Annotated in this window: 16 protein-coding genes; 4 read left to right on the forward strand and 12 right to left on the reverse strand. The window is 71.3% G+C overall.

From position 1 onward, the window contains the following. Position 1 precedes the first annotated feature (1 nt). Together D7X96_RS07025 and D7X96_RS07030 are read right to left on the reverse strand one after the other, a co-directional pair. Positions 2 to 2,074: a lysophospholipid acyltransferase family protein gene (locus D7X96_RS07025; protein WP_121769306.1), complete on the reverse strand. Its 2,073-nt coding sequence runs from the start codon at positions 2,072 to 2,074 to the stop codon at positions 2 to 4. Further along, on the reverse strand, positions 2,071 to 3,042 hold the full coding sequence (locus D7X96_RS07030; RefSeq protein ID WP_120547537.1) for an SDR family oxidoreductase: 972 nt from the start codon (positions 3,040 to 3,042) through the stop codon (positions 2,071 to 2,073). Before D7X96_RS07030 ends, D7X96_RS07025 begins: the two co-directional genes overlap by 4 nt. 102 nt (positions 3,043 to 3,144) lie before the next feature. Between D7X96_RS07030 and mutL the strand changes: the two genes are divergently transcribed. After that, positions 3,145 to 5,037, forward strand: a complete 1,893-nt coding sequence (gene mutL, locus D7X96_RS07035; RefSeq protein WP_120547538.1) for a DNA mismatch repair endonuclease MutL — start codon at positions 3,145 to 3,147, stop codon at positions 5,035 to 5,037. 7 nt (positions 5,038 to 5,044) lie between these two features. Here the strand turns inward: mutL and D7X96_RS07040 are convergent, their stop codons facing one another. After that, positions 5,045 to 5,470: a YciI family protein gene (locus D7X96_RS07040; RefSeq protein WP_120547539.1), complete on the reverse strand. Its 426-nt coding sequence runs from the start codon at positions 5,468 to 5,470 to the stop codon at positions 5,045 to 5,047. A 147-nt stretch (positions 5,471 to 5,617) separates the two neighbouring features. Here D7X96_RS07040 and D7X96_RS07045 point away from each other — a divergent pair, with 147 nt between their 5' ends. From D7X96_RS07045 to D7X96_RS07055, 3 genes are all read left to right on the forward strand, one after another. Continuing rightward, positions 5,618 to 6,349, forward strand: coding sequence for a hypothetical protein (locus D7X96_RS07045; protein ID WP_121769307.1), 732 nt, complete (start codon positions 5,618 to 5,620; stop codon positions 6,347 to 6,349). Positions 6,350 to 6,481: 132 nt separating this feature from the next. Further along, on the forward strand, positions 6,482 to 7,507 hold the full coding sequence (locus D7X96_RS07050) for a tetratricopeptide repeat protein (protein WP_121769308.1): 1,026 nt from the start codon (positions 6,482 to 6,484) through the stop codon (positions 7,505 to 7,507). An 82-nt stretch (positions 7,508 to 7,589) separates the two neighbouring features. Then, complete coding sequence (locus D7X96_RS07055) at positions 7,590 to 8,099, forward strand: hypothetical protein (RefSeq protein WP_199746886.1); 510 nt, start codon at positions 7,590 to 7,592, stop codon at positions 8,097 to 8,099. Between the two features lie 4 nt (positions 8,100 to 8,103). Here the strand turns inward: D7X96_RS07055 and D7X96_RS07060 are convergent, their stop codons facing one another. The 9 genes from D7X96_RS07060 to D7X96_RS07100 form a co-directional block, all read right to left on the reverse strand. After that, the gene (locus D7X96_RS07060; protein ID WP_233609657.1) at positions 8,104 to 9,741 is read right to left on the reverse strand and encodes a peptidase associated/transthyretin-like domain-containing protein; all 1,638 of its coding nucleotides are present in this window, start codon (positions 9,739 to 9,741) and stop codon (positions 8,104 to 8,106) included. Beyond that, positions 9,738 to 10,310, reverse strand: coding sequence for a hypothetical protein (locus D7X96_RS07065; RefSeq protein ID WP_306449636.1), 573 nt, complete (start codon positions 10,308 to 10,310; stop codon positions 9,738 to 9,740). The genes D7X96_RS07060 and D7X96_RS07065 overlap by 4 nt, the downstream gene beginning before the upstream one ends. Before the next feature lie 32 nt (positions 10,311 to 10,342). Further along, positions 10,343 to 12,241 (reverse strand): sigma 54-interacting transcriptional regulator, encoded by a 1,899-nt coding sequence (locus D7X96_RS07070; RefSeq protein WP_120547543.1) that lies wholly within the window; start codon positions 12,239 to 12,241, stop codon positions 10,343 to 10,345. A gap of 25 nt (positions 12,242 to 12,266) precedes the next feature. Beyond that, the gene (locus tag D7X96_RS07075) at positions 12,267 to 13,262 is read right to left on the reverse strand and encodes a hypothetical protein (RefSeq protein ID WP_120547544.1); all 996 of its coding nucleotides are present in this window, start codon (positions 13,260 to 13,262) and stop codon (positions 12,267 to 12,269) included. After that, positions 13,259 to 15,181 (reverse strand): serine/threonine-protein kinase, encoded by a 1,923-nt coding sequence (locus tag D7X96_RS07080; protein WP_121769309.1) that lies wholly within the window; start codon positions 15,179 to 15,181, stop codon positions 13,259 to 13,261. The genes D7X96_RS07075 and D7X96_RS07080 overlap by 4 nt, the downstream gene beginning before the upstream one ends. A 23-nt stretch (positions 15,182 to 15,204) precedes the next feature. Further along, a complete protein-coding gene (locus D7X96_RS07085; RefSeq protein ID WP_120547546.1) occupies positions 15,205 to 16,302 on the reverse strand; it encodes a 6-phosphofructokinase in 1,098 nt (365 codons plus the stop codon). Positions 16,303 to 16,457: 155 nt separating this feature from the next. Continuing rightward, positions 16,458 to 16,937, reverse strand: a complete 480-nt coding sequence (locus D7X96_RS07090; RefSeq protein WP_120547547.1) for a hypothetical protein — start codon at positions 16,935 to 16,937, stop codon at positions 16,458 to 16,460. Positions 16,938 to 17,015: 78 nt separating this feature from the next. Continuing rightward, the gene (locus tag D7X96_RS07095) at positions 17,016 to 18,029 is read right to left on the reverse strand and encodes a CPBP family intramembrane glutamic endopeptidase (protein WP_158626559.1); all 1,014 of its coding nucleotides are present in this window, start codon (positions 18,027 to 18,029) and stop codon (positions 17,016 to 17,018) included. Between the two features lie 20 nt (positions 18,030 to 18,049). Beyond that, a complete protein-coding gene (locus D7X96_RS07100) occupies positions 18,050 to 19,654 on the reverse strand; it encodes an MBL fold metallo-hydrolase (protein ID WP_121722394.1) in 1,605 nt (534 codons plus the stop codon). Positions 19,655 to 19,973: the final 319 nt, after the last annotated feature.

Raw genomic sequence — 19,973 nt, forward strand, 5'->3', positions numbered from 1 at the left:
TTCAGCCCGTGAACACGGAGCGGCGCTCGCGCAGCAGGGCCTGGAGCATGCCCTGGATGGACTCGCGCGTGCGCTCGGTGAGCCGCTGCACCTCGCCCAGGTCGTCCGCGGACTCCGGCGCCAGCCCCTCCATGGTGATGGGCTCGCCGAAGCGGATGGTCCACTTGGCGGGCAGCGGGCCCGGCGCGGTGAGCGGCAGGGACGGGAACCCGAGGAAGCCCCCGGGCAGGCGGCCCAGCAAGGGAGACGTCTCCTCCGCGCCGACGATGGCCACCGGGACGATGGGCGCGCCGGTGCGCAGGGCCAGCTTCACGAAGCCGCCGCGGCCGAAGCGCTTGAGCCGGTAGCGCTCCGCGAACGGCTTGCTCGCGCCCTGGTAGCCCTCCGGGAAGACGACGAGCGGCCGGTGCTCGTCGAGCAGCCGCAGCGCGTTCTCCGGCGAGGCGCGCACGGCGCCCAGGCGGTTGAAGAGGGTGCCGAGCATGGGCGCGTGGAAGACCTGATCCTCCACCAGCCAGCGCGACTCGAGCAGGTCCGGCCGCTCACGCTGGAGCGCCTGCGCCATCACGAGGCCGTCGTAGGGCAGGGCGCCGGAGTGGTTGGCCACGAGGATGGACGCGCCCCGGGGCACCTGATCCACGCCCTCCACGGAGACGCGCCAGTACTGCTCGTACAGGAAGTCCAGGACGGGCTGGAGGCTCTCCACCAGCCCCGCGTCCTTGCCGTACTCGTCCAGCCGGCTGCCGCCGCCGGTGCCCAGGCTGGTGCGCATGGCCTCCATCAGGCCGTGCATGGCGCCCATGGCGCGGCCCAGGCCTTCGCTCGCGAGCGCCTGGCCGGCGATCTCCTTCGCCAGGGAGAACATGCCCGCGGCGCGGCCCGCGAAGCCCGACGGCGCGGCGGGTTCCTCGGGGTGGTCGAAGGAGGCCTCGCCCTGTCCGGCTTCCTCCAGGCCGGGGTCCTCACCAGGGTCGCTCACGAGCGACAGGGGCCGGCGGCTGGGGGGCAGCTCGTCGTGGGATTCGTCGGGCAGCTCCACCTCTGGCTCCACGTCCGTGGGGGCGGCGCCCTCGATGATGGAGACGGAGATGTGCACGCCGTTCTCCTCCACGCGCTCGACGCCGGTGACCAGGTCGTCCTCGTCGGGGTCCATGGGCGCGGCCATGCCCTCCGGGTCGCGGCGCCAGGCGTCCGCGGTCCAGACGTCCCCGGAGTTCTCGGCGGGCGGCACGTCCTTCGGGTCGCGGCTCCAGGCGCCCGTGGGCCAGGCCTCCGCGTCCTCGTCCAGGTCGCGCGGATCGCGCTCCTCGTCGGAGGGCAGGGCGCGCTCCTCGAGGTCGCTGGCGTTGCGCTCCATGACCTCGTCCACGGCGACGCCCGCGGTGGCCTCGGCCACCTGGGTCGCGACGGCGGTGGCGACCTCCCGCTCGGACGCGTCGCCGTTGCCCTCGTCCAGCACCTGCCGCACGGCGGACTCGGCCACCTCGGCGACGAGCTCCGTCGCGAGGACGCGCTCGATGTCGTGCTCCGGCCCGTCGTGTCCCTCGAACAGCCCGTCCACGGCCGTCTTCGCGGCGGCCTCCGCCGCGTCCGAGGCGATGGCCTCCGTCAGGGCGCGGTCCACCTTGCGCTCCCGCGGACGCGAGCCGTGCACCTCGTCCGCGAGCACCCGCGGCCGGGCTTCGTCGGCGGGGCCCGGCGTGGAGGGCTCGCGAAGGGGAGAGACCTCCTCGCCCGCGGGATGCGCGTCGTGTTCGTGCTTCGCGCTCCCGCGTCCGTTCGCGCGGGCCTCGAACTTGTGGACCTTGGCCGCGGGCGTCCTGGGTCCGGCCGAGGTCTGCTTCGCCTCCGCGGCCTTGCTGGCCTTGGGCGCCTTCGCCTGGGCGCCGGACCCGGACTTCGAAGCGCCGCCCTTGGCGCTCTTCGCCTTGCCCGCTGGCTTCGCGCCCTTGCCGCCCTTGGACGCCGCGGACTTCTTCGCGGTCTTCGCGCCGGCCGCGTCGTCCTTCACCTCGCCCGTGCGAGGCGCGGCGCCCCGCTGGAAGGGATCATTCCCGAGGACACCCTTGGTCATGACTGGCTCCTTCTGAGCGCCGAGGCGGCGTCCCTGACATGGTGGAGGGGCACGAACCCCAGCGCGGACTCGGCGCGCTCCCCGTCCGCGACCCAGGAGTAATGCATGTAGTCGAGCAGGGCCACCGGCAACGTGCTCGCCCCCACCACCCCGAGCGCGCGAAGTGCGCCACGAAACAACGGCCCCGGCAGTGGGAGCGGTTGCGCGCCCGCCTGCCGGATGAGCCCCGACAGGGGCAACACTCCCCGGCCCACGATGTTGAACTCTCCCGCCGCCTCCGCCCTCAGGGCCAGGTGCAGCGCCCGGCCCGCGTCCTCCTCGTGGATGGCCTGCCAGAGCGGGTCGAATCCCAGAAGCGTGGGCACCACCGCGTGCGACAGCAACCGCGTCGCCGGATTGTCCAGGCTGGGGCCGAGCAGGGGCGCGAACCGCAACACCAGCGTGCGGGTGTCGGGATTGCGCTCGCGGAACGCCCGCACCTGTCCCTCCACCTCCACCTTGTCGTTCACGAAGCGGCTGTGCGGACAGCCGAACAGCGGAGAGCCCTCGCGCAGCAGCGCCGGGTTGTTGCCCCGCGCCCCGTACGTGACCGTCAGCGACGGCACCACCAGCCGGGGCAGCCGCGCCCGGCCCACCGCCGTCAGCACGTTCATCGTGCCAATGACCTCCAGTTCGTGCGCCAGCGGGCCGTTGAGGATGGGCCCGAAGAGGAACGCCAGGTGAAAGAGGGCGTCCACGGGGCGCTCGGTGAGCGCGTCCGTCAGCTCGGCTTCCGCGTCGTAGCGGGTGAGGTCCACGCGGTGGAACTCCACCTTGCTGATGGGCGGGGGCTCCTTCGTGTCCAGCACGAGGATGCTCTCCACGCCGGGGTCCGCTTCCAGCCTCGGCAGCAGCAGCTTGCCGTAGTCGCCATTGGCGCCTGTCACCGCGATGCGCATCGGGCCCTTGCCTGCTCGGATCACTTCCATTCGCAGGGGCGGGTGTTAGCCCAGCCGTCCAGGAATGTCAGCCGAGTGCGCCAGTGATGTTCTGGACAACGTCATCCAGGTGGCGGAGGGTGGCTGATCGCCATGTCCCGAATCGCGCGCCTGAGCGACGTGCTCATCAACAAGATCGCCGCCGGAGAGGTGGTGGAGCGCCCCGCCTCCGTGGTGAAGGAGCTGTGCGAGAACTCGCTCGACGCTGGCGCCCGCACCGTGCGCGTGGAGCTGGAGGCCGGCGGGGTGGGGCGCATCACCATCTCCGACGACGGCCACGGCATGAGCCGCGCGGACGCCACGCTCTGCCTGGAGCGCCACGCCACCAGCAAGCTGCGCGAGCTGGACGACCTGTTCCACATCGACTCCATGGGGTTTAGGGGCGAGGCCATCCCCGCCATCGCCTCCGTGTCCCACTTCACGCTGCACACCGCGGAGCCGGACGCGCACGAGGGAACGAAGATCACGGTGGACGGCGGCGGCCCGCCCACGGTGGAGGACGCGCCGCCCCGCGTGGGCACCGTCATCACGGTGGAGGACCTGTTCTACAACGTGCCCGCGCGCCGCAAGTTCATGCGCCAGGGCAACACCGAGCTCAAGCACTGCGAGGAGGCCGTGGTGCGCCTGGCGCTCGCGCACCCGGAGGTCGGCTTCTTCGCCTCGCACGAGGGCAACGAGCTGTTCTCCAGCCCCGCCAGCGGACACGACCCGCGCGAGCGCATCGCCGCGGCCCTGGGCCCCGCGTCCTTCGCGCACCTGTTCCCGGTGGAGGAGCGCCGGCTGGGCGTCGTCGTCACGGGCTACCTCGCGTCGCCGGAGTACACACTGCCCAACGCGCGCGGCCTCTACACCTTCGTCAACCGCCGCTACATCCGCGACCGCGGCCTCATCAGCACCGTGCAGCGCGCGTTCCAGGACTACCTGCCCGCGGGCCGCCAGCCGGTGGTGGTGCTGCACATCGACGTGGAGCCCGCCGCGGTGGACGTCAACGTGCACCCGCAGAAGATGGAGGTCCGCTTCGCGGACGCCCGGGGCGTGCAGGACGCCATCAGCGCGGCCCTCTCCCGCGTGCTGCGCGCGGCCCCGTGGCTGGGCTCGCCGGAGGAGCAGGCCGCGAACCCGCAGCCCCGCGACGCCGCCCACTACGCGCACGCCGTGGAGCGCTTCCTCACCCGCGCGCAGGAGGCCACCTGGGGCGCGCCGCTGCCCACCGCGATGGATGCCCCGGGCCCCGGAGGCTCGGGCGCCTCGATGCCCGCGCGCCCGATGACGCCGTCGTACTTCGGGCCGGGCGGCGGAGCCCCTGGCGGTCCGTTCCCCGGTCCGTTCCAGGCCCCGCCGGTGCCGGGCCGCACGCTCGGGTTCGGCGAGGCACAGCCGCAGCTCAACGAGGCGCCGCCTCCGGGCTACTTCGCGGCGCTGCGCCCCATGGGCCTGCTGGGCAGCCGCTTCCACGTCTGCGAGGGCCCCGGCGGCACGCTGGTGGTGCTGGATCCGCACGCCGCCCTGGAGCGCGCGCGCCTCACCGCGTACCTGCGCCGGCTGGAGGACGACACGAAGGCGCCGCCGCCGTCGCTGTTCGGCACCACGGTGGACCTGTCCCTGGCGGGCGTGAAGGCGCTGGTGGACGGGCGTGAGGCGCTGCTCAAGCTGGGCGTGGACGTGGAGCCCTTCGGCGGCACGGCGCTCGCGCTCAAGTCGGTGCCGGCGGGGCTGGAGGGCGTGGACCCCCGCGCGCTCCTGGAGGCCCTGTCGCGCGCGCTGCCCCCGCGCAGCGCTCCGCTGGACGTGACGAGCCTGGCGGAGGCCGTGCGCGTGATGGCCTGTCACGCCGCCCGCCGCGCGTCCTCGTCGCCGCTCACCGACGCGCAGCTGCGCGCGCTGTTGGGCGAGTTGGACCGCGCGGACTTCACCCCCCTGTGCACGCACGGCACGGTGGTGGTGCTGGAGATGCCGCTGCTGGAGCTGGAGCGGCGCGCTCGCTGAAGGCGGCTCAGGCCTTGGCCTTCGCCTCGACCTGGGCGCGCAGCGCCTCCTCCTTCGCGCGCAGCTCGCCGGTGGGGTCGCTGGGGGCGAAGTCCTCCGCGGAGGCCACCTGGCGGATCTCCACCTCGCCGTCCTGGAAGGGGATGCGGCGCGCCCAGGCGATGGCCTCCTCGCGCGACTTCACCTCGATGATCCAGAAGCCGGCGACCAGCTCCTTCGTCTCCGTGAAGGGGCCGTCCGTCACCGTGGTCCCCGTCTTGGAGAACTTCACGCGGGAGCCCTTGGAGCTGGGGTGCAGCCCCTCGCCCGCGAGCAGGATGCCGGACTTCACCAGCTCCTCGTTGAACCTGCCCATCTGGGTCAGCTCCTCCGTGGTGGGAAGCCGGCCGGTCTCGCTCTCCGGGGTCGCCTTGACGAGCATCATGAAGCGCATGGGGGTGTCTCCTGGAACGTCGGGTTCAAAAGGGCGACGAATGGTAGGGCGCGAAATCGACACGGTGGGGACGGGCCGGAAAATTGACGCGGCGGGTGCCCCGGCTACGGTGTGCGACACGCCTGTAGCACCGGGAACCACGCCTTGATGCTTTGCCGTCTGCCGCTCGTCCTCGCCCTCGCCGCCGCGCCCGTCTCCGCCCTTGCCCAGGAGGACGGCGACCTGGGGGGCCCGCCGGCTCCCACCAACCTGGATGGCGTGGGCCGCATCACCGTGCTGGCCGGCTACCGGCTCACCTCCAACGACACGCTCCAGGACGCCTGGCACGGCGCCAACGGCCCGAGCAACGGCCTGGAGCGCGCCCCGATGTCCTCGGGGGCGCCCGTGGGCGTGGCCACGTTCGCGTACGCGATGTCGGACCTGGTGGAGGTGGGCATCGACCTGTTCGGCACCGCCCAGAACCTGCACCTGACCGAGCCCGGCCCGGATGGCCCCGTCATCCGCAAGGTCAGCACCGTGTCGTACGGCGCGCTCATCGGCCTGCGCTTCCAGGGCGTGCTCGACATCGGCCCGCAGGGCCTGGTGCCCTACGCGGGCATCCTCACCGGGCCGGCGGTCATCTCTTCCACGCGCGAGGGCTCGTCCATCCAGGAGCGGGTCTCCCAGGCCTGGGTGGGCTCGCTTGGCGGCACGCTCCGCCTGTCCGCGAACTGGGGCATCACCGCCGAGTACCGCTTCACCTTCCTGCGCGGCCCCGTCGAGTCTCCGGATCCGAAGAAGCCGGGACCCTTCAGCTTCAGCCACGGCGGCAACTGGTTCGCGCTGGGTGTGACCTACGCGTTCGCGCCGGATCCGTCCCGTCCCCTGAGCTCGTTCTAGAGCCTCGGGAAAGTTCCAACACGAAAGCAGGCGAGCGCGAAAGAAGCAGGGACTCCGGGGAATGGTGCGCACCAAGGGCCCTGTTGGGGAGCGACAAAAGAACCCGCCCCTCATCCCGGAGTGTCCCCTAGCATGCGTGAGTCGGCCGAAGTCATTTCCGGTCCCAGGAAGATGTCCATGCCCCCCTCTGAACAGCCGAAGACTGACCTCGAGAAGGAGCTCTCCGAGCTCCGCCGCGAGGTCATCGAGTCGCGCAACCTCGTCATCAAGACGGACAACCTGCTGAAGAACCTCCACGCGGAGGTGAAGGCGGTTGGCAAGCGTCACGAGGACTTCCAGAAGCGGCAGTGGATCTCCTCGGCGGTGGCCTACGCGCTCTTCGCGATCCTGGCGGTCGGTGGCGCGGTGCTGGTGAACGGCGCGCGCAGCTCCAGCAACACCAATGAACGCGAGCGGCTGGAGAAGCAGGTGGCGGACCTCTCCACGCAGCTGGAGAAGCAGCGCGCGGATACGACGTCGCACCTGACGGCCCAGCGCGCCGCGGGCGAGGTCTACAAGATGATGACCACGCTGCCGGGTGACGAGCGCCTCAAGGGCATCGACGCGCTGGTGAAGCTGGACACGCAGAAGCTGTCCTCGCTGGAGCGCCAGGCGCTCAACGACCGCGCCGCCATCCTGCGCCGCGAGACGGGCGACGCCGCCTTCGAGCGCGGGAAGATCGCCTTCCGCAAGAACGAGATGAACGCCGTGGTGGAGGACCTGTCGCGCTTCCTGGCCATGAACCCGCCGGAGGCGGACGCGCTGGACGCGTCCTTCTTCCTGGGCACCGCCTACAACCAGCTGCGTCAGCACGACAAGGCCGTGCCGCTGCTGGCCCGCTTCGTGGAAGGCGACAAGAAGTCCAAGACGCGTGACTACGCCATGCTGCTGCTCGCCCAGTCGTACCAGGAGACGGGCGCCTTCGATAAGGCCGCGGACACCGTGCGCGACGCGCTGGCCACGTACCCGGCCACCCAGTACCTGACGCAGTTCCGCGGCCGCCTGAGCTCCGCCAAGCGCGCCGCCGCCGGTGGCTCGGACGCCGCCGCGGTGCCCGCCGCCGCTCCGGCCGCCGCGCCCCAGGCCGCTCCGGCCGTGGGCGCCCCCGCCGGCCAGTAGCAGCCCCCAGGCCGTCGCCGTCCGGACGGTGCGCAAGGGAAGCATTGCCACCCGGGGTCCAGGGTCGTAAGACCTGGACCCCGTGTCCGTTCCAGACCCTCGGAAAGATCCCCGCTTCCGCGTCTACCGTGGCGTCGCGTACGCCATCCACATCACGCTGGCCACGCTGGTGTCGGCGTGGCTCATCTGGAACGTGGGCCACTCCGTCGCGGCCATGACGCCCGAGCGCCCGCCGTCCGTGACGCCGCCGCTCACCGTGCGCGAGTGCCTGGACGCCGCGGACGCGCACTGGAAGGACCTGGAGTCCGAGCGCGAGAAGCTGGTGCACGTGCTGCCCGCCCGCAAGGTCGACCAGGAGTGGATGCGCTTCCGCACGGACTGGCTGACGCGCGTGCGCAAGTCCGAGTCCGAGTGCGCCCTGGAGTCGAGGGATCCGGCGCGCGTGGAGCTGCGCTCGGTGTTCCGCCACCTCACGCGGGTGCAGGACCTCTACACCATCCACGCGGTGCAGTACGCGGGCGAGGTGGGCGGCGCGGTGGACGCGCTGCACGCCGCCTTCGACACCGCGCGCCGCAAGGACAGCGGCCGCTAGGCCTTCAGCGCGTGGGCAGCACGGTGGAGTAGCGCCCCGTGCTGTCGGACACCGTCTGCGCCAGCAGCAGCGACTCCGGCCGTCCCGCCACCGTCACCACGCGGAAGAAGCGCACGGACGCGTTCGCCGCGATGCCGTCCGGCGCCACCTCGGGGTCCGGGGGCAGGGTGATGCGGCCGCTCAGCGAACGGCCCCGGGACAGCGTGAAGGCGGCCAGCGGCAGCACGTCCGTCCCGGCGTTGCCGGCCGGCACGCTGACGAAGCGGCTGACGCGCGGCAGGTTCTCCCCGGGCAGGAAGTCCAGCCGGTACTCGCCCGGGTCCAGGGCCAGCGAGAACTGGCCCTCGCTGTTGGTCGTCTGGGGGGACTCGAAGCCCAGGGGCGGCTGGGGCCAGCCCGTCAGCGCGCCCACCGGCTCCACGACGATGCGCACGCCCGACGCGGGGCCCGTGCCCTCCGGGTTCTTCACGCTGCCCGTCACCGTCATGCGCGCCGGGCACGTCACGTCGTCCAGCGCCGTGTCCACCGCCGCCACCGTCACCGGCTGGAGCGTCAGGCGCGAGGGCGAGCCAGGCGGCGGGACGATGACCAGCGTGAGCGGGGACTCCGCGACGCCGGGCCGGGACTGAAGCTGGTAGCGCCCCTGCGCGTCCGTCAGCACCGGCACGCCCTGGAACGTGCCGCCGCCGGCCACGCGGCCCTGGAGCGCCACGCGCGCGCCCGCCATGGGCGTCTGGCCGTTGGACTCCAGCACGCGGCCCGTCACCTTCACGGCCGCGCCGGGGTTGCCCAGCTCCAGCGGGGAGGTGAGGGGCTCGGACGGGTCCACCACGAAGGTCTTCCGGGGCATCAGGTCCGCGGCGTCCACGGGCGCGGCGCGCAGGAGCACCGTGGCGCGCTGGGCGTCCGCCCGGGCGAGCACCAGCTGGAACGCGCCCGTGTCGCGGGCCACGCGGGCGCGCTGGGACAGCGGGCGCAGCGACTCATCCAGCGCCTGCACCTCCATGTCCGCGTCCACGAGCGCCGGGCCCTGGAGCACCAGCGTCCCCGACAGCGTCACCACGTTCGGGGCGGTGGGCAGCTCGAACGTCACCGTGCCGCCCGTGGCGGGGTCCACGGAGGCGGTGCGCGACAGCGGCGGCAGGCCCGGGTCCAGCGGCGTGAGCGTCACCGTGTAGTCGCCGCTGCCCACGGGCAGGGCCCACGCGCCGTCCTCCGGGGAGAGCGTCGTCTCATAGCGCCGCGCCACGCCCGGGATGAGGCGGCTTTCGCCCGTGGCCAGCAGGTGGACGGGCGCGCGGTAGGGGATGGAGGCCAGGCCCCCGTCCGGCGTGGCCATGGTGCCGCGAGACACCTCGCCCCTCAGGCGCACGGGGCTGAACAGCTCCAGGTTCTGCTCCGCGCGCAGCCGGTCCACCGGGAAGTCCTGCGCGAGCAGGCCCGCCTTGGGCAGGGGCTCCACCTCCACGACGATGTCGCCGCCGGGGTTGCCGCAGCCGTCCACGAAGCACACCTGGCCCGGGGCGCACTCCGCGTCGGAGCGGCACACCAGCTGATCCGGCGGAGGCTCTTCTTCCAGGAAGCCACACCCGGCCCCGGTCAGCCCGAGCGCCAGCGCCAGGGCCCGGCGCGCGCGCGTCACTGGCAGTCCCCCGCCACCGTGTTCACCACCCACGAGTACGAGGTGACGAAGCCCGGGTTCTTCACCACGCCGCCGTCCGCGAGGAACACCTCCTCCGGCGGATCCGGCTGGCGGTTGGTGAGGTGCCGGTCCGTGACGAGCGCCTCCACCAGGTGGATGCCCGGCGGGGCCAGCGGGTTGTTGGCCGAGCGCAGGTCCATGCGCAGCGTGCCGCGGTCGTCACGGCGGGGCTGTCCGGTGTTGGCGAGGACGATCTGCCGGTAGTAGCCCGAGGGGTAGGACGGGTTGTAGTCCACGTACCACTCCACGGTGATGCGGTCGTCGACGTCCAGGTCCTCCACCACCACGTTGAAGTCCTGGACGCAGCTGCCCACGCCGAAGTTACGCAGGATGCGCTCCGAGGGCTCCACCTGCTCCTCCATGATGCGCGGCGGCCGGTTGCGGAACTGGGGCACGCTCTCCAGCAGCGCCTCGTCCTGGGGGATGAGGCACCCGGAGCCCGTCGCGATCGCCGCGAGCCCCAGGGCCGCCACGAGCGGCTGGAGGATGCCGCGGGACTGTCGCGTCACGTGACGGTGCATGGCGTGGCTGGAGGGCAACCCTATAGCAGTTCCTCGTTGTCGTCCGGGGGAAGCGGACCGCCCGTCTTCTCCGCCTCCAGCTTCTCCAGGTGGCGGAAGATGGTGCGCGGATCCACGCCCAGGTCCTTGGCCGTCTTCGTCCGGTTGCCGTTGTTCCGCGCCAGCACCTCGTTGATGTAGCGCTTCTGGAACTCCTCCTTCGCCTGGAGCAGGGGCATGATGGGCTCCAGGTTCTCCGGCTTGAGGTCCAGGTCGTCCGCGCCCAAGAGCGGCTTGTCCGCGAGGACGACGGCCTTCTTCAGGCGGTTCTCCAGCTCGCGGATGTTGCCCGGCCAGCCGTACTTCTTCATGGACACGGCGGCGGCGGGCGTGAAGCCGCGCGCCTTGGAGTTGAACTCGCGCGCGTACTTCTGGAGGAAGAAGCGGCCCAGGACGATGACGTCCTCGCCGCGCTCGCGCAGGGGCGGCAGCTTCACGGTGACGACGTTGAGCCGGTAGTAGAGGTCCTCGCGGAACGTGTTCCGCTTCACCTCTTCCTCCAGGATTTTATTCGTCGCGGCCACCACGCGGATGTCCACCGGCTCGCCGCGGTTCTCACCGACCTTGTAGACGACCTTGTCCTGGAGCGCGCGCAAGAGCTTCACCTGGAGCTGGAGCGGCATCTCGCCGATTTCATCCAGGAAGAGGGTGCCGCCGATGGCCGCCTGGAACTTTCCGGGCCGCGTGGCCACCGCGCCGGTGAAGGCGCCCTTGGCGTGGCCGAACAGCTCGCTCTCCAGCAGGTTCTCCGGGATGGCGCCGCAGTTCACCGTGATGAACGGGCCCTTGGTGCGCGGCGAACGGCGGTGGATCTCCCGGGCAATCAGCTCCTTGCCCGTGCCCGTCTCACCCGTGATCAGCACGGAGATGTCCGTGGGCGCGATCTTGTCGATGCGCTTGTACACGTCCCGCATGCCCTGGCACGCGCCCACGATGTCGCCGTAGCGCTGGTCCTCCAGCTTGCGGCGCAGCTCCGTGTTGTCGAGCTTCAGGTCGTTCACGAGCAGCGCGTTCTGCAACAGCAGGGACGCCTGCGCCGCGAACACGGTGAGCATGTCCAGGCTCTTGGGCTCGAAGCGGTTCACCAGCCGGTCGTTGCCCACGTAGAGCACGCCGAACAGGTCGCCCTTGTGCATGACGGGCACGCACATGACGGAGTGGACCTTGAGGTTCACCACGGACTCGCTGGCCTTGAACTCCGGCGCGTCCAGCGCGTCCGCGACGATGATGGCCTTCTGGTCCTTCACCACCTTGGCGATGATGGAGTCGGACAGCTTCTCCACCGCGTCCTCGATGTTCTCCCGGGCCACGTTGCGCGCGGCCTTCACGCGCGGCTCGCCGCTCTCCATCAGGATGAGGAAGCCCTTGTCGGCGCGGGTGACCTCGATCGCCTCGTCCAGCAGGCTCTCCAGGATGCGGTCCACGTCGTAGCTGCCGAACAGCCGCTCGCTGAAGGCCGTCAGCCGCTTGAGCAGGACGAGCTCGCGGCCCACCACGCCGGGCAGCTCCGCCGTGTGCGAGTCCGACGACGCGGTGGCGGCGGAGGGCAGGGGCACCTCGCGCTCGGGCACCTCGCGGCGCACGGGTTCGCGGGGGGCGTCCTCGCGGGAGAAGGTCAGCTCGGTGCCGCCCACCTTGACCACGTCGCCGGTGGACAGCGCGTGGTTGTCGCGGCGCTTGCCGTTGACGTGGAAGGTGGCGCCCAGGCTGCCCACTTCGTAGCGGGTGCCGTCGAAGGTGACGTGCAGGGCGCTGGCGGGGACGTTGGCGTCCTCCAGCGGCACGTCGTTGTCGGATCCCCGCCCCAGGCTGGTGATGCGCTTGAGCAGGGAGACCGTGCGGACCTTTCCATCGGGGGTGCGGACGGTGAGGCTGGCCATGGGCGGGGTCGGGCTCTTCGGGTGACTAGAACGTGAGGGAGAAGCCGGCGCCCAGTCCACCGCGGGTGGAGTACAGCCGCATGCGTGGCGACGCGGCCTGGGAGACGGAGGGAGAGGGCTTCGGTTCGGGGCGGGACTCGACGGTGGTGCTGGTCACCACCTGGTCCTCGTGGTGGTAGACGGCGTCCACCACGCCCAGGGCGTAGACGGTGTAGAAGCCGGTCGCGGACGCGAGCCGGAGGAACTGCCAGGTGTCCGCCTGCCGGGCGCGGTCCGTGGGGATGAAGCGCACCGGGATGGACGCGCGGCCGTCCTCGTCCAGCACGTTGTCCAGGTTGATGAAGCGCTCCTCGAAGAGAGAGTCGTACGCGAAGAACGCGATGATGCTGGTGATGGCCATCACGCCCTCGGTGGCGGCGAAGGCGATGCCCATGCCGTTGCGGCCCTGCTGGAACTGGCCGGCCCCGAAGGGGACGAAGTTGACCAGGAAGTTGCGCTTCTCCACGGTGCGCACGGTGACCTGACGGGCCAGTTCCTCCGCGCGGCGGCGCTGCGTCTCCAGCGCGACGCGCTCCTGTTCACGGCGCTCCTGTTCGGCCTTCTCTCGCTCCAGGCGCAGGCGCTGCTCCTGGCGGAGGAAGTCGCGCTCGCCGGACATCTGGTTCTTCAGGTCCTCGAAGTAGGCGACGGCCGGGGGCGGGACGACGAAGGGGTCCAGGCTGAAGTCCGGGTCCAACCGGAGCACGGCGCGCAGGTGGCGCTCGGCGTCGTCCGTCTTGTTGAGGTTGAAGGCGGACAGGCCCGCGAGCTTGTGCAACTCCACCAGGTCCTCTTCCGGCAGGTCGCCCCGGTCGATGCGCTGACCGGCGCGCTCCAGCACCTCCGCGTACTTGCCGTACTCGAACGACGAGCGCAGGGCCGCGACCTCCGGATCCGCGCCAATGCCCGTCTGGGCGCGCGCGGACGCGGGGCCCAGCAGGGCCAGCAGGAGACAGGCGAGTAGCAGCGGACCGCGGCTCATTCGGGCGCCAGGCTCCCGCGCAGGGTGGTGGGCTTGCCGGGCTCCAGCAGCACGACGCGCTTCTCCGTCTTGTAGCCGGGGGAGGAGATCTCCACCTCCACGCGGTGCTGGAAGCTGGCGGGGCCGCGCGGGGAGCGGATGTCGAAGGGGTGCTGGAGGCTGTCGTGCGCGGTGCGCTCCACGTCGCCCACGCGCACGGTGGCGTCCTGCGGCTGGTAGTCCATGGAGAGCTGCGAGGCCTTCAAGAGCGCGCGCAGGCGGAAGACGTTCTCCCGGTCCGGCCTCACGTCGATGGTCTCCGTGGCGTCCTCGCAGTAGCCGCAGGAGACGGTGATGGTGTGCGGGCCCGGGGTCAGGTGCACGTCGTGCTGCGAGAGCTGCTGCGTGCCTGCGGGCCCGTCATCCACGCGGATGGAGCCGTACGGACGCACGAGGATGGACACGGGGACCTTGCCGGTGCGGGCGTGCCTGGCGTCGTCCTGCGGCTCCACGCTGGCGACCACCAGGGGCGGCCGCGACGGCGTGCGCTCCGGACGCGGAGGCGTGTCGGTCTCCCGGACCGGCGTGGACGTCCCGGTGCCGCCCATGCCTTGCGCGCCGGCGGGACGCGGGCCCGTGGGAGCGGCCTCGACCGGGACCGGAGTGGTGGTGTCAGCGGGAGGAGGGGAGACCTTGGGAGGACTGTCCGGAACCTGCGCGGGCTTCGTGCCGGGGTCCTGCACACGCGGAGCCGTCGCTTCCACTGTCGGCGTCTCGGGCGCGTGCGCGTTCATCCGGTACACCTGCCAGCCACCCAGCCCCAGGGCCAGCGCCACGCCCGCCCCAATGCCCGCGCGGATGCCGCGCTTGCGCCAGGTGCGCCGCCGCTGCTGACGCTGGATGCTCTTGAGCAGCCCCAGGGCGCGCTCGTTCGTCGCGTCCAGCGCGAGCACGTGGTTGAGGCACGCCAGCGCGCGCGGCGTCCGCTTCTCCGCGAGCTGCCGCTCCCCTCGCTCCAGCAGCGCCGCCACGATGCGCTGGCGCGCGAGCCGCTGGTACGACGGCGGATCCGCGAAGAACGAGATCAGCTCTTCACCCACGCGGGAGAAGCCCAGCCCCGCGAGCGCGTCCGCCAGCGCGTCGCGCAGCTTGCCCGCGTTGGGGTAGCGCCGCGCCGGGTCGCGCTGGAGGCACGTGGCGCAGATCTCCGCCAGCTCGTCCGACAGCGTGGGCACGCGGCGGCGGGGGTCCTCGTAGGCCCCGTCCAGGATGCGCTTGAGCGTCGCGGTGGTGTTGGACGCGGTGAACGGCAGCCGGCCCGTCATCAGCGCGTAGAACATGATCCCCAGGCTGAAGACGTCCGCCTCGGGGCCGGCCTCCATGCCCTCGATGATCTCCGGCGACATGTGCGCGGGCGAGCCCACCAGCGCGCCCGTCACCGTCATCCGGTCCTCGATGTCCAAAAGCCGCGCGATGCCGAAGTCCATGAGCTTGAGGACCCCGTCCTCGCGCACCATGACGTTCTCCGGCTTCAGGTCGCGGTGGATGACGCCCGCCTCGTGCGCGTGCGCCAGCGCCGCCGCCAGCTCGTGGATGATCATCGCCGCCAGCTCCGGCGGCTCCAGCGGGCCTTCATCCAGGTACGTCTTGAGCGTCCGGCCGCGGATGTACTCCGTGACGATGAAGGCGTCGTGCGCCTCCGCGGAGGAGAAGTCGAAGACCTCCAGGATGTTGGGGTGGTGCAGCTTCGCCACCGCGCGGGCCTCGCGCGCCAGGCGGCGGCGCGACTCGTCCTTGCCGGCCAGGTGCGGGTGCAGCACCTTCACCGCGACCTCGCGGTCCAGGGCCGTGTCCAGGCCCTTGTACACGACGCTCATGCCCCCGGAGCCCAGCTCCTCCAGGATGCGATAGCGACCGATATGGCGGCCGACGAGCGTCATGGCGTGCGGTGCGCGCTCTCCCCTCAGTCCCCGAACCCGATGCCCATGCTCCGCGCGAAGCGCACCAGGTCTCCCTGGACGTCCACGCGGCGCTCCTTGCGAGACTCACTCAGCGGCACGGCGACGACGTCGTTGTTCCTCAGCGCCACCATGTGGCCCCACTGGCCGTCCCGCACCAGGTCCAGCACCTTGCAGCCGTAGCGCGTGGCCAGCACCCGGTCCGCCGCGCTGGGGCTGCCGCCGCGCTGCAGGTGGCCCAGCACCGTCACGCGGATCTCCGCGTCGATGTGCCGCGCCAGCAGGTCCGCGCACACCTTGCCGGAGCCGCCCAGCCGCACCACGCCGCGCCCCGGGATGTCCGCGGCCTCCGCCAGCACGGACAGCGCGCCGCCCTCCGGATACGCGCCTTCGGAGATGGCGATGATGGAGAAGCTGCGCCGCCGCGTGGCCCGGCGCTTCAGCGTCTCCAGCAGGGACTCCACCCGGTACGGAATCTCCGGGATGAGGATGAGGTCCGCGCCGCCGGCGATGCCGCTCTCCAGCGTGAGGAAGCCCGCGTGGCGGCCCATGATCTCCACCACCATCACGCGGTCATGCGCCTCCGCGGTGGAGTGCAGCCGGTCCAAAGCCTCCGTGACGATGAGCCGCGCGGTGTCGAACCCGAAGGTCTGGTCCGTCCCGGACAGGTCGTTGTCGATGGTCTTCGGGCAACCGACGACCTTCAGGCCCTTGCCGGCCAGCTGGTGCGCGATGGAAAGCGTGCCGTCCCCGCCAATGGCCACCAGCCCGTCCAGCCGCAACTCCTCGCAGCGGCGCACGACCTGATCCGACACGTCCTTCTCCACCCAGCCGTCGCCCTCACGCACCGCGTAGCTGAACGGGTTGGCCTTGTTGGACGTGCCCAGGATGGTGCCGCCCTTGGGCAGGATGCCGCGCGTGTCCTCCACACCGAGCGGGCGGACGAGCTCCGGCTCCACCAGGCCCATGTAGCCGTTCTCGATGCCCACGAACGAATGGCCGAACTCGTGCACGCCCCGTCGCACGAGGCCCCGGATGAGCGCGTTGAGTCCCGGGCAATCACCACCGCCGGTGAGGACGCCGAGTCGAAGAGGTCGAGCCATAGGAGCGAGGAAAGTGGGACGCGGGTGTCAGTGGGAACGGGCGACACTATGACAGCAACGTCGGTGCGGATTGTAGGTGCCACCCCAGGGGGGTGCAACGCATCAATCAGCTGTGACGTCGGATCCGCGCTCGCAAGGACTCAGGGGGCCGCCCCTCAGTCGCGCTTGAGGCGACGCCGGGAGGCCAGCCGGTCCAGGAGGGCCTGGAGCCGGTCCTCCTTCTTCGCGGGAAGGGCGCGGTCCGTGGGGGACTGCACGGGCATCTCGCGGGCCATCCGGTACAGCTCCTCCAGCCGCTCCAGCACCAGCTGGTTGCCGGGGCGCTCCTGCAGGGCCCGGCGGTACGCGGCGGCGGCGCCCACGTAGTCACCCAGCGTGAAGAGGCGCTCGCCCTCCTGCATGGGGGAGGCGGGGCCCAGCGGGAGGTGCTGGGGCTCGCGCACGCGGTTCTTCAGGTGCTGCAGCTCCTCCGGCTGGAGGCTGTCACGCAGGTGGGCGACCTTGAGGGCCAGGGCCTGCTCGCTCGGGAAGGCGGCGAGGAGGTGCTCGAAGAGCTCGAACGCCTCCGCCAGCTCCCCCCGCCGCAGGGCGCGGTCGGCACGTGCTTCCATGTCGGCCCGGACGGCAGGAGTCATCTCGCGCGGCAGAGTAACTGGACCCCACCCGGGATGTCACATGCGGAAAAGCCGCCGCTCGCCGGGCCGCAAGGCCTCTCAAGCAGGCGAGGCGGACGACTCCGGAATCACCGCGTTCTCCGCGCTCCGGGCGCTCCGGCGCCAGTGGCGGAAGAGCCACACGGCCACCAGCCCGTGGAGCAAGAGGCCGAAGACGCCCTCGCCGTTGAAGACCCAGACCTGACCGCCGAAGAGCCCCGGCCGGCCGTTGTAGACGCTGCCGAAGAGCTGCGGGTTGATGAGGTTCCAGCTGATGTGGAAGAGGGCGGGCGGCCAGATGGAGCGCGACGCCATGTACAGCTGCGCGAACACCACCGCGGCCACGGCGATGGACAGCAGGAACGTCACGTTCTGCCCCACGTGCCCGCGCTGCGCCTTGGAGAAGATGAGGGGCAGGTGGAACGCGGCCCACACCGGCATGGTGATGGCCGCGGCCAGCGCCGGCCGGTGCATCCACCAGCGCACCAGCGTCCCGCGCCAGCCCACCTCCTCACCCAGCTCGCTGGGGACGCCGAAGCCCACGACGGGCGCCCACACCAGCGCCGCCAGGCCGTAGCGCAGCCAGCGCCAGCGCTCGGGCAGCTTCGCGCCCAGCTTCTCCACCCAGCGCCAGCGCACGGACGCGGCGGCCAGCCACCACGTCACCGTCATGGCCCAGAACAGGAGGATCATCACCGGCACCGTCGCCAGGCCCGTCACTCCGAACGGGCCCTTGAGCAGCTCCGGCTGGTACGTGATGAAGGACGCGTCCCCGGTGGCGAACCGGATCGCGTAGGCCAGCGGCGTGATGACGGCGCCGTACGCCAGCGGCAGCGCCAGCCCCAGGAACCACCACTTCCAGCCGGGGAACGCGAAGCCCACCGCGGACGGCGCTTCGCGACGGAAGAACCACGAACACCCGAGGCCGGCGATGCCGGGCACGCACATCATCCAGCGCATCAGCCACACGTCCTCGCGCGTCTCGCCGCCCATGATGAACAGGACGCCCATCGTCCAGCTCACCGCCAGCGTCACCGCGATGAACGCGAGGGTTTCTTTCCGGGGATTCCGCATGTTCCGGAGCATACCGGCTTCTAGCTCTTCAGGTGGACCTCGCGCGCGCCCTGGAGTCGTTCGGCCTGGAGGCCGCGCTCGCGGGCGGTGGTGAGGAGCAGATCGGACTCCTTCATGCGGGGCGTCTCCGGCGTGGCGGCGGGCCCGATGATGTGCTCCATCCAGGGCTCCAGGCCCATGGCGTAGTTGAAGAGCCGCTTCGCGCCCACGAGCTCCAGGAGGCGCAGGCCTTCGGTGGAGTTGCTGCCGCGGCAGCGGCGGTTCTTCTCCAGCTTGCGGTCGCGCTTCTTGGGGAAGAAGCCCTCCAGCATCCACGTGTGCGGCGCGCCGACGATCTCCGTGTTCATGAAGACCGTGTGCAGGTCGCCCACCGTGCTGCGCAGGTCGCGGTACGTCGTCTCGTCCACGCACATGGAGTCGGCCGCGAAGAACAGCCGCTCCTCGCCCGTGCGGATGATCCACGCCGTCTTGGCGTGGGCCACGTCGCCGTGCTCGCCCATGAACGGCGCGGCGATGATCTCCCCGTCCGGGATGGGCAGGGACTCGTAGAAGTAGGGCTCCAGCACGTTCTTGAAGCCGAGCGCCTTGCCCAACAGCCGGGGCGAGTAGTCACCCGCCAGGGCGCCGCTCGAGCGAGGCACCATCAGCGTGCCAATGCGGTGGCGCAGCCGCAGCAGCGTCTCGATGTCCAGGTGGTCCGGGTGGCTGTGGGTGATGACCACGTAGTCGATGCGGCGGGGCAGGTCCGCGAAGGACATGCGCTCCAGCGGGACCGCCACCTTCTCCGGGCGCACCGGCACCACCGCGTCGATGAGGATGGACGTGCCCTTCCACTCCACCAGCACGCACGCGTGGCCCACGTAGCGGATGCGCACGCCCGGCCCGTTCCACGTCTCGGGGAGCGTCTGCGGCGCCTCCGTGAGCAGCGGCATCAGGTCCGCGTCGGACTTCACCGCGTCGCCCAGCACGTCGCGGATCCACTCCAGCGGCTGGGGCTGCAGGTCCAGGCTGAACAGCTTGTCCAGGCGCTCGTCGTGGAAGGGCACCTTCCAGTCCAGCTGCCCCGCCTCCATCAGGCGCGGCGTGGTGAGCAGCGAGTCGCGCTCCGCGTCCGCCTTCAGCCGGCGGAGCCGCATGGACTGGAGGTCCGACTTGTAGTGGCGGCCGCGGTACAGCAGGCCCTCGTGCACGCGCATGGAGGGGCGGTTCACGTAGTCGTAGACCAGCTCCACCACGCCCTTGAGCGGCTCCGGAAGGCGCGCGTACAGCGGCTCCAGGGACTGGCCCTTGGCCTCCGCCAGCAGCTGCGTCTGGAACTCGTCGAACGCCTCCGCCAGCTTGATGTTGTCCTCCTGCGCGGCCGTCATCCGCTGCATGAGCGCCCGCACCTCTTCCGCGCGCTCCGGCGCGATGCCCACGAACGAGCTGCCGCTGAGCTCCGGGTCCTTCGCCGCCTTCGCGTGGAAGTCCGGCGTCTGCAGGTAGGCCTTGATGAGCGGCAGCAGGTAGGCCTGCAGATGCAGGCTCGCGGGCATGGGGGCCACCGTCATCCACCAGGCCTGGAAGTCCTGGACGAGCGGTTCAACGAGGGTGGCGTCCGCGAGGCGATACAGGGGAGCGGTCATGGGAGTTCGGGCGATCGGGGAGGCACCCACGCCCTGCTCAAGCTCCAGGCGATTCCGAGCGTGGAAGTCGCGGAGTCAAGGCAGGACAGGGCGCGTGCTGAAGACCAGGAAGCTGAGCTGACAGGCGAATTTGAGCGATTCGAGCAAATTGTTCAAGTTCGGTAGAACCGGGTCCTGGTGGTATTCTCGTATCCAGTTCTGTTCCCCCGGACACATTTCAAGGGCGCCTGTGCCACGCACGTTGTGGGTGCGTTCCGCACAGGAAGTCGGCCCACTGAAGCCCGTGTCATGTGCTCCGGCCTTCCAGATGGGTCCTTCC

The sequence above is a fragment of the Corallococcus interemptor genome (assembly GCF_003668875.1).
Classification (GTDB): domain Bacteria; phylum Myxococcota; class Myxococcia; order Myxococcales; family Myxococcaceae; genus Corallococcus; species Corallococcus interemptor.

Excerpts from the sequence above, each read along its gene's own strand:
- D7X96_RS07045 (WP_121769307.1), top strand. The coding sequence starts at position 5,618 with ATGCTTTGCCGTCTGCCGCTCGTCCTCGCCCTCGCCGCCGCGCCCGTC.
- D7X96_RS07030 (WP_120547537.1), bottom strand. The coding sequence starts at position 3,042 with ATGGAAGTGATCCGAGCAGGCAAGGGCCCGATGCGCATCGCGGTGACA.
- D7X96_RS07075 (WP_120547544.1), bottom strand. The coding sequence starts at position 13,262 with ATGAGCCGCGGTCCGCTGCTACTCGCCTGTCTCCTGCTGGCCCTGCTG.
- mutL (WP_120547538.1), top strand. The coding sequence starts at position 3,145 with ATGTCCCGAATCGCGCGCCTGAGCGACGTGCTCATCAACAAGATCGCC.
- D7X96_RS07095 (WP_158626559.1), bottom strand. The coding sequence starts at position 18,029 with ATGCGGAATCCCCGGAAAGAAACCCTCGCGTTCATCGCGGTGACGCTG.
- D7X96_RS07050 (WP_121769308.1), top strand. The coding sequence starts at position 6,482 with ATGCGTGAGTCGGCCGAAGTCATTTCCGGTCCCAGGAAGATGTCCATG.
- D7X96_RS07070 (WP_120547543.1), bottom strand. The coding sequence starts at position 12,241 with ATGGCCAGCCTCACCGTCCGCACCCCCGATGGAAAGGTCCGCACGGTC.
- D7X96_RS07085 (WP_120547546.1), bottom strand. The coding sequence starts at position 16,302 with ATGGCTCGACCTCTTCGACTCGGCGTCCTCACCGGCGGTGGTGATTGC.
- D7X96_RS07100 (WP_121722394.1), bottom strand. The coding sequence starts at position 19,654 with ATGACCGCTCCCCTGTATCGCCTCGCGGACGCCACCCTCGTTGAACCG.
- D7X96_RS07025 (WP_121769306.1), bottom strand. The coding sequence starts at position 2,074 with ATGACCAAGGGTGTCCTCGGGAATGATCCCTTCCAGCGGGGCGCCGCG.
- D7X96_RS07080 (WP_121769309.1), bottom strand. The coding sequence starts at position 15,181 with ATGACGCTCGTCGGCCGCCATATCGGTCGCTATCGCATCCTGGAGGAG.
- D7X96_RS07040 (WP_120547539.1), bottom strand. The coding sequence starts at position 5,470 with ATGCGCTTCATGATGCTCGTCAAGGCGACCCCGGAGAGCGAGACCGGC.
- D7X96_RS07090 (WP_120547547.1), bottom strand. The coding sequence starts at position 16,937 with ATGACTCCTGCCGTCCGGGCCGACATGGAAGCACGTGCCGACCGCGCC.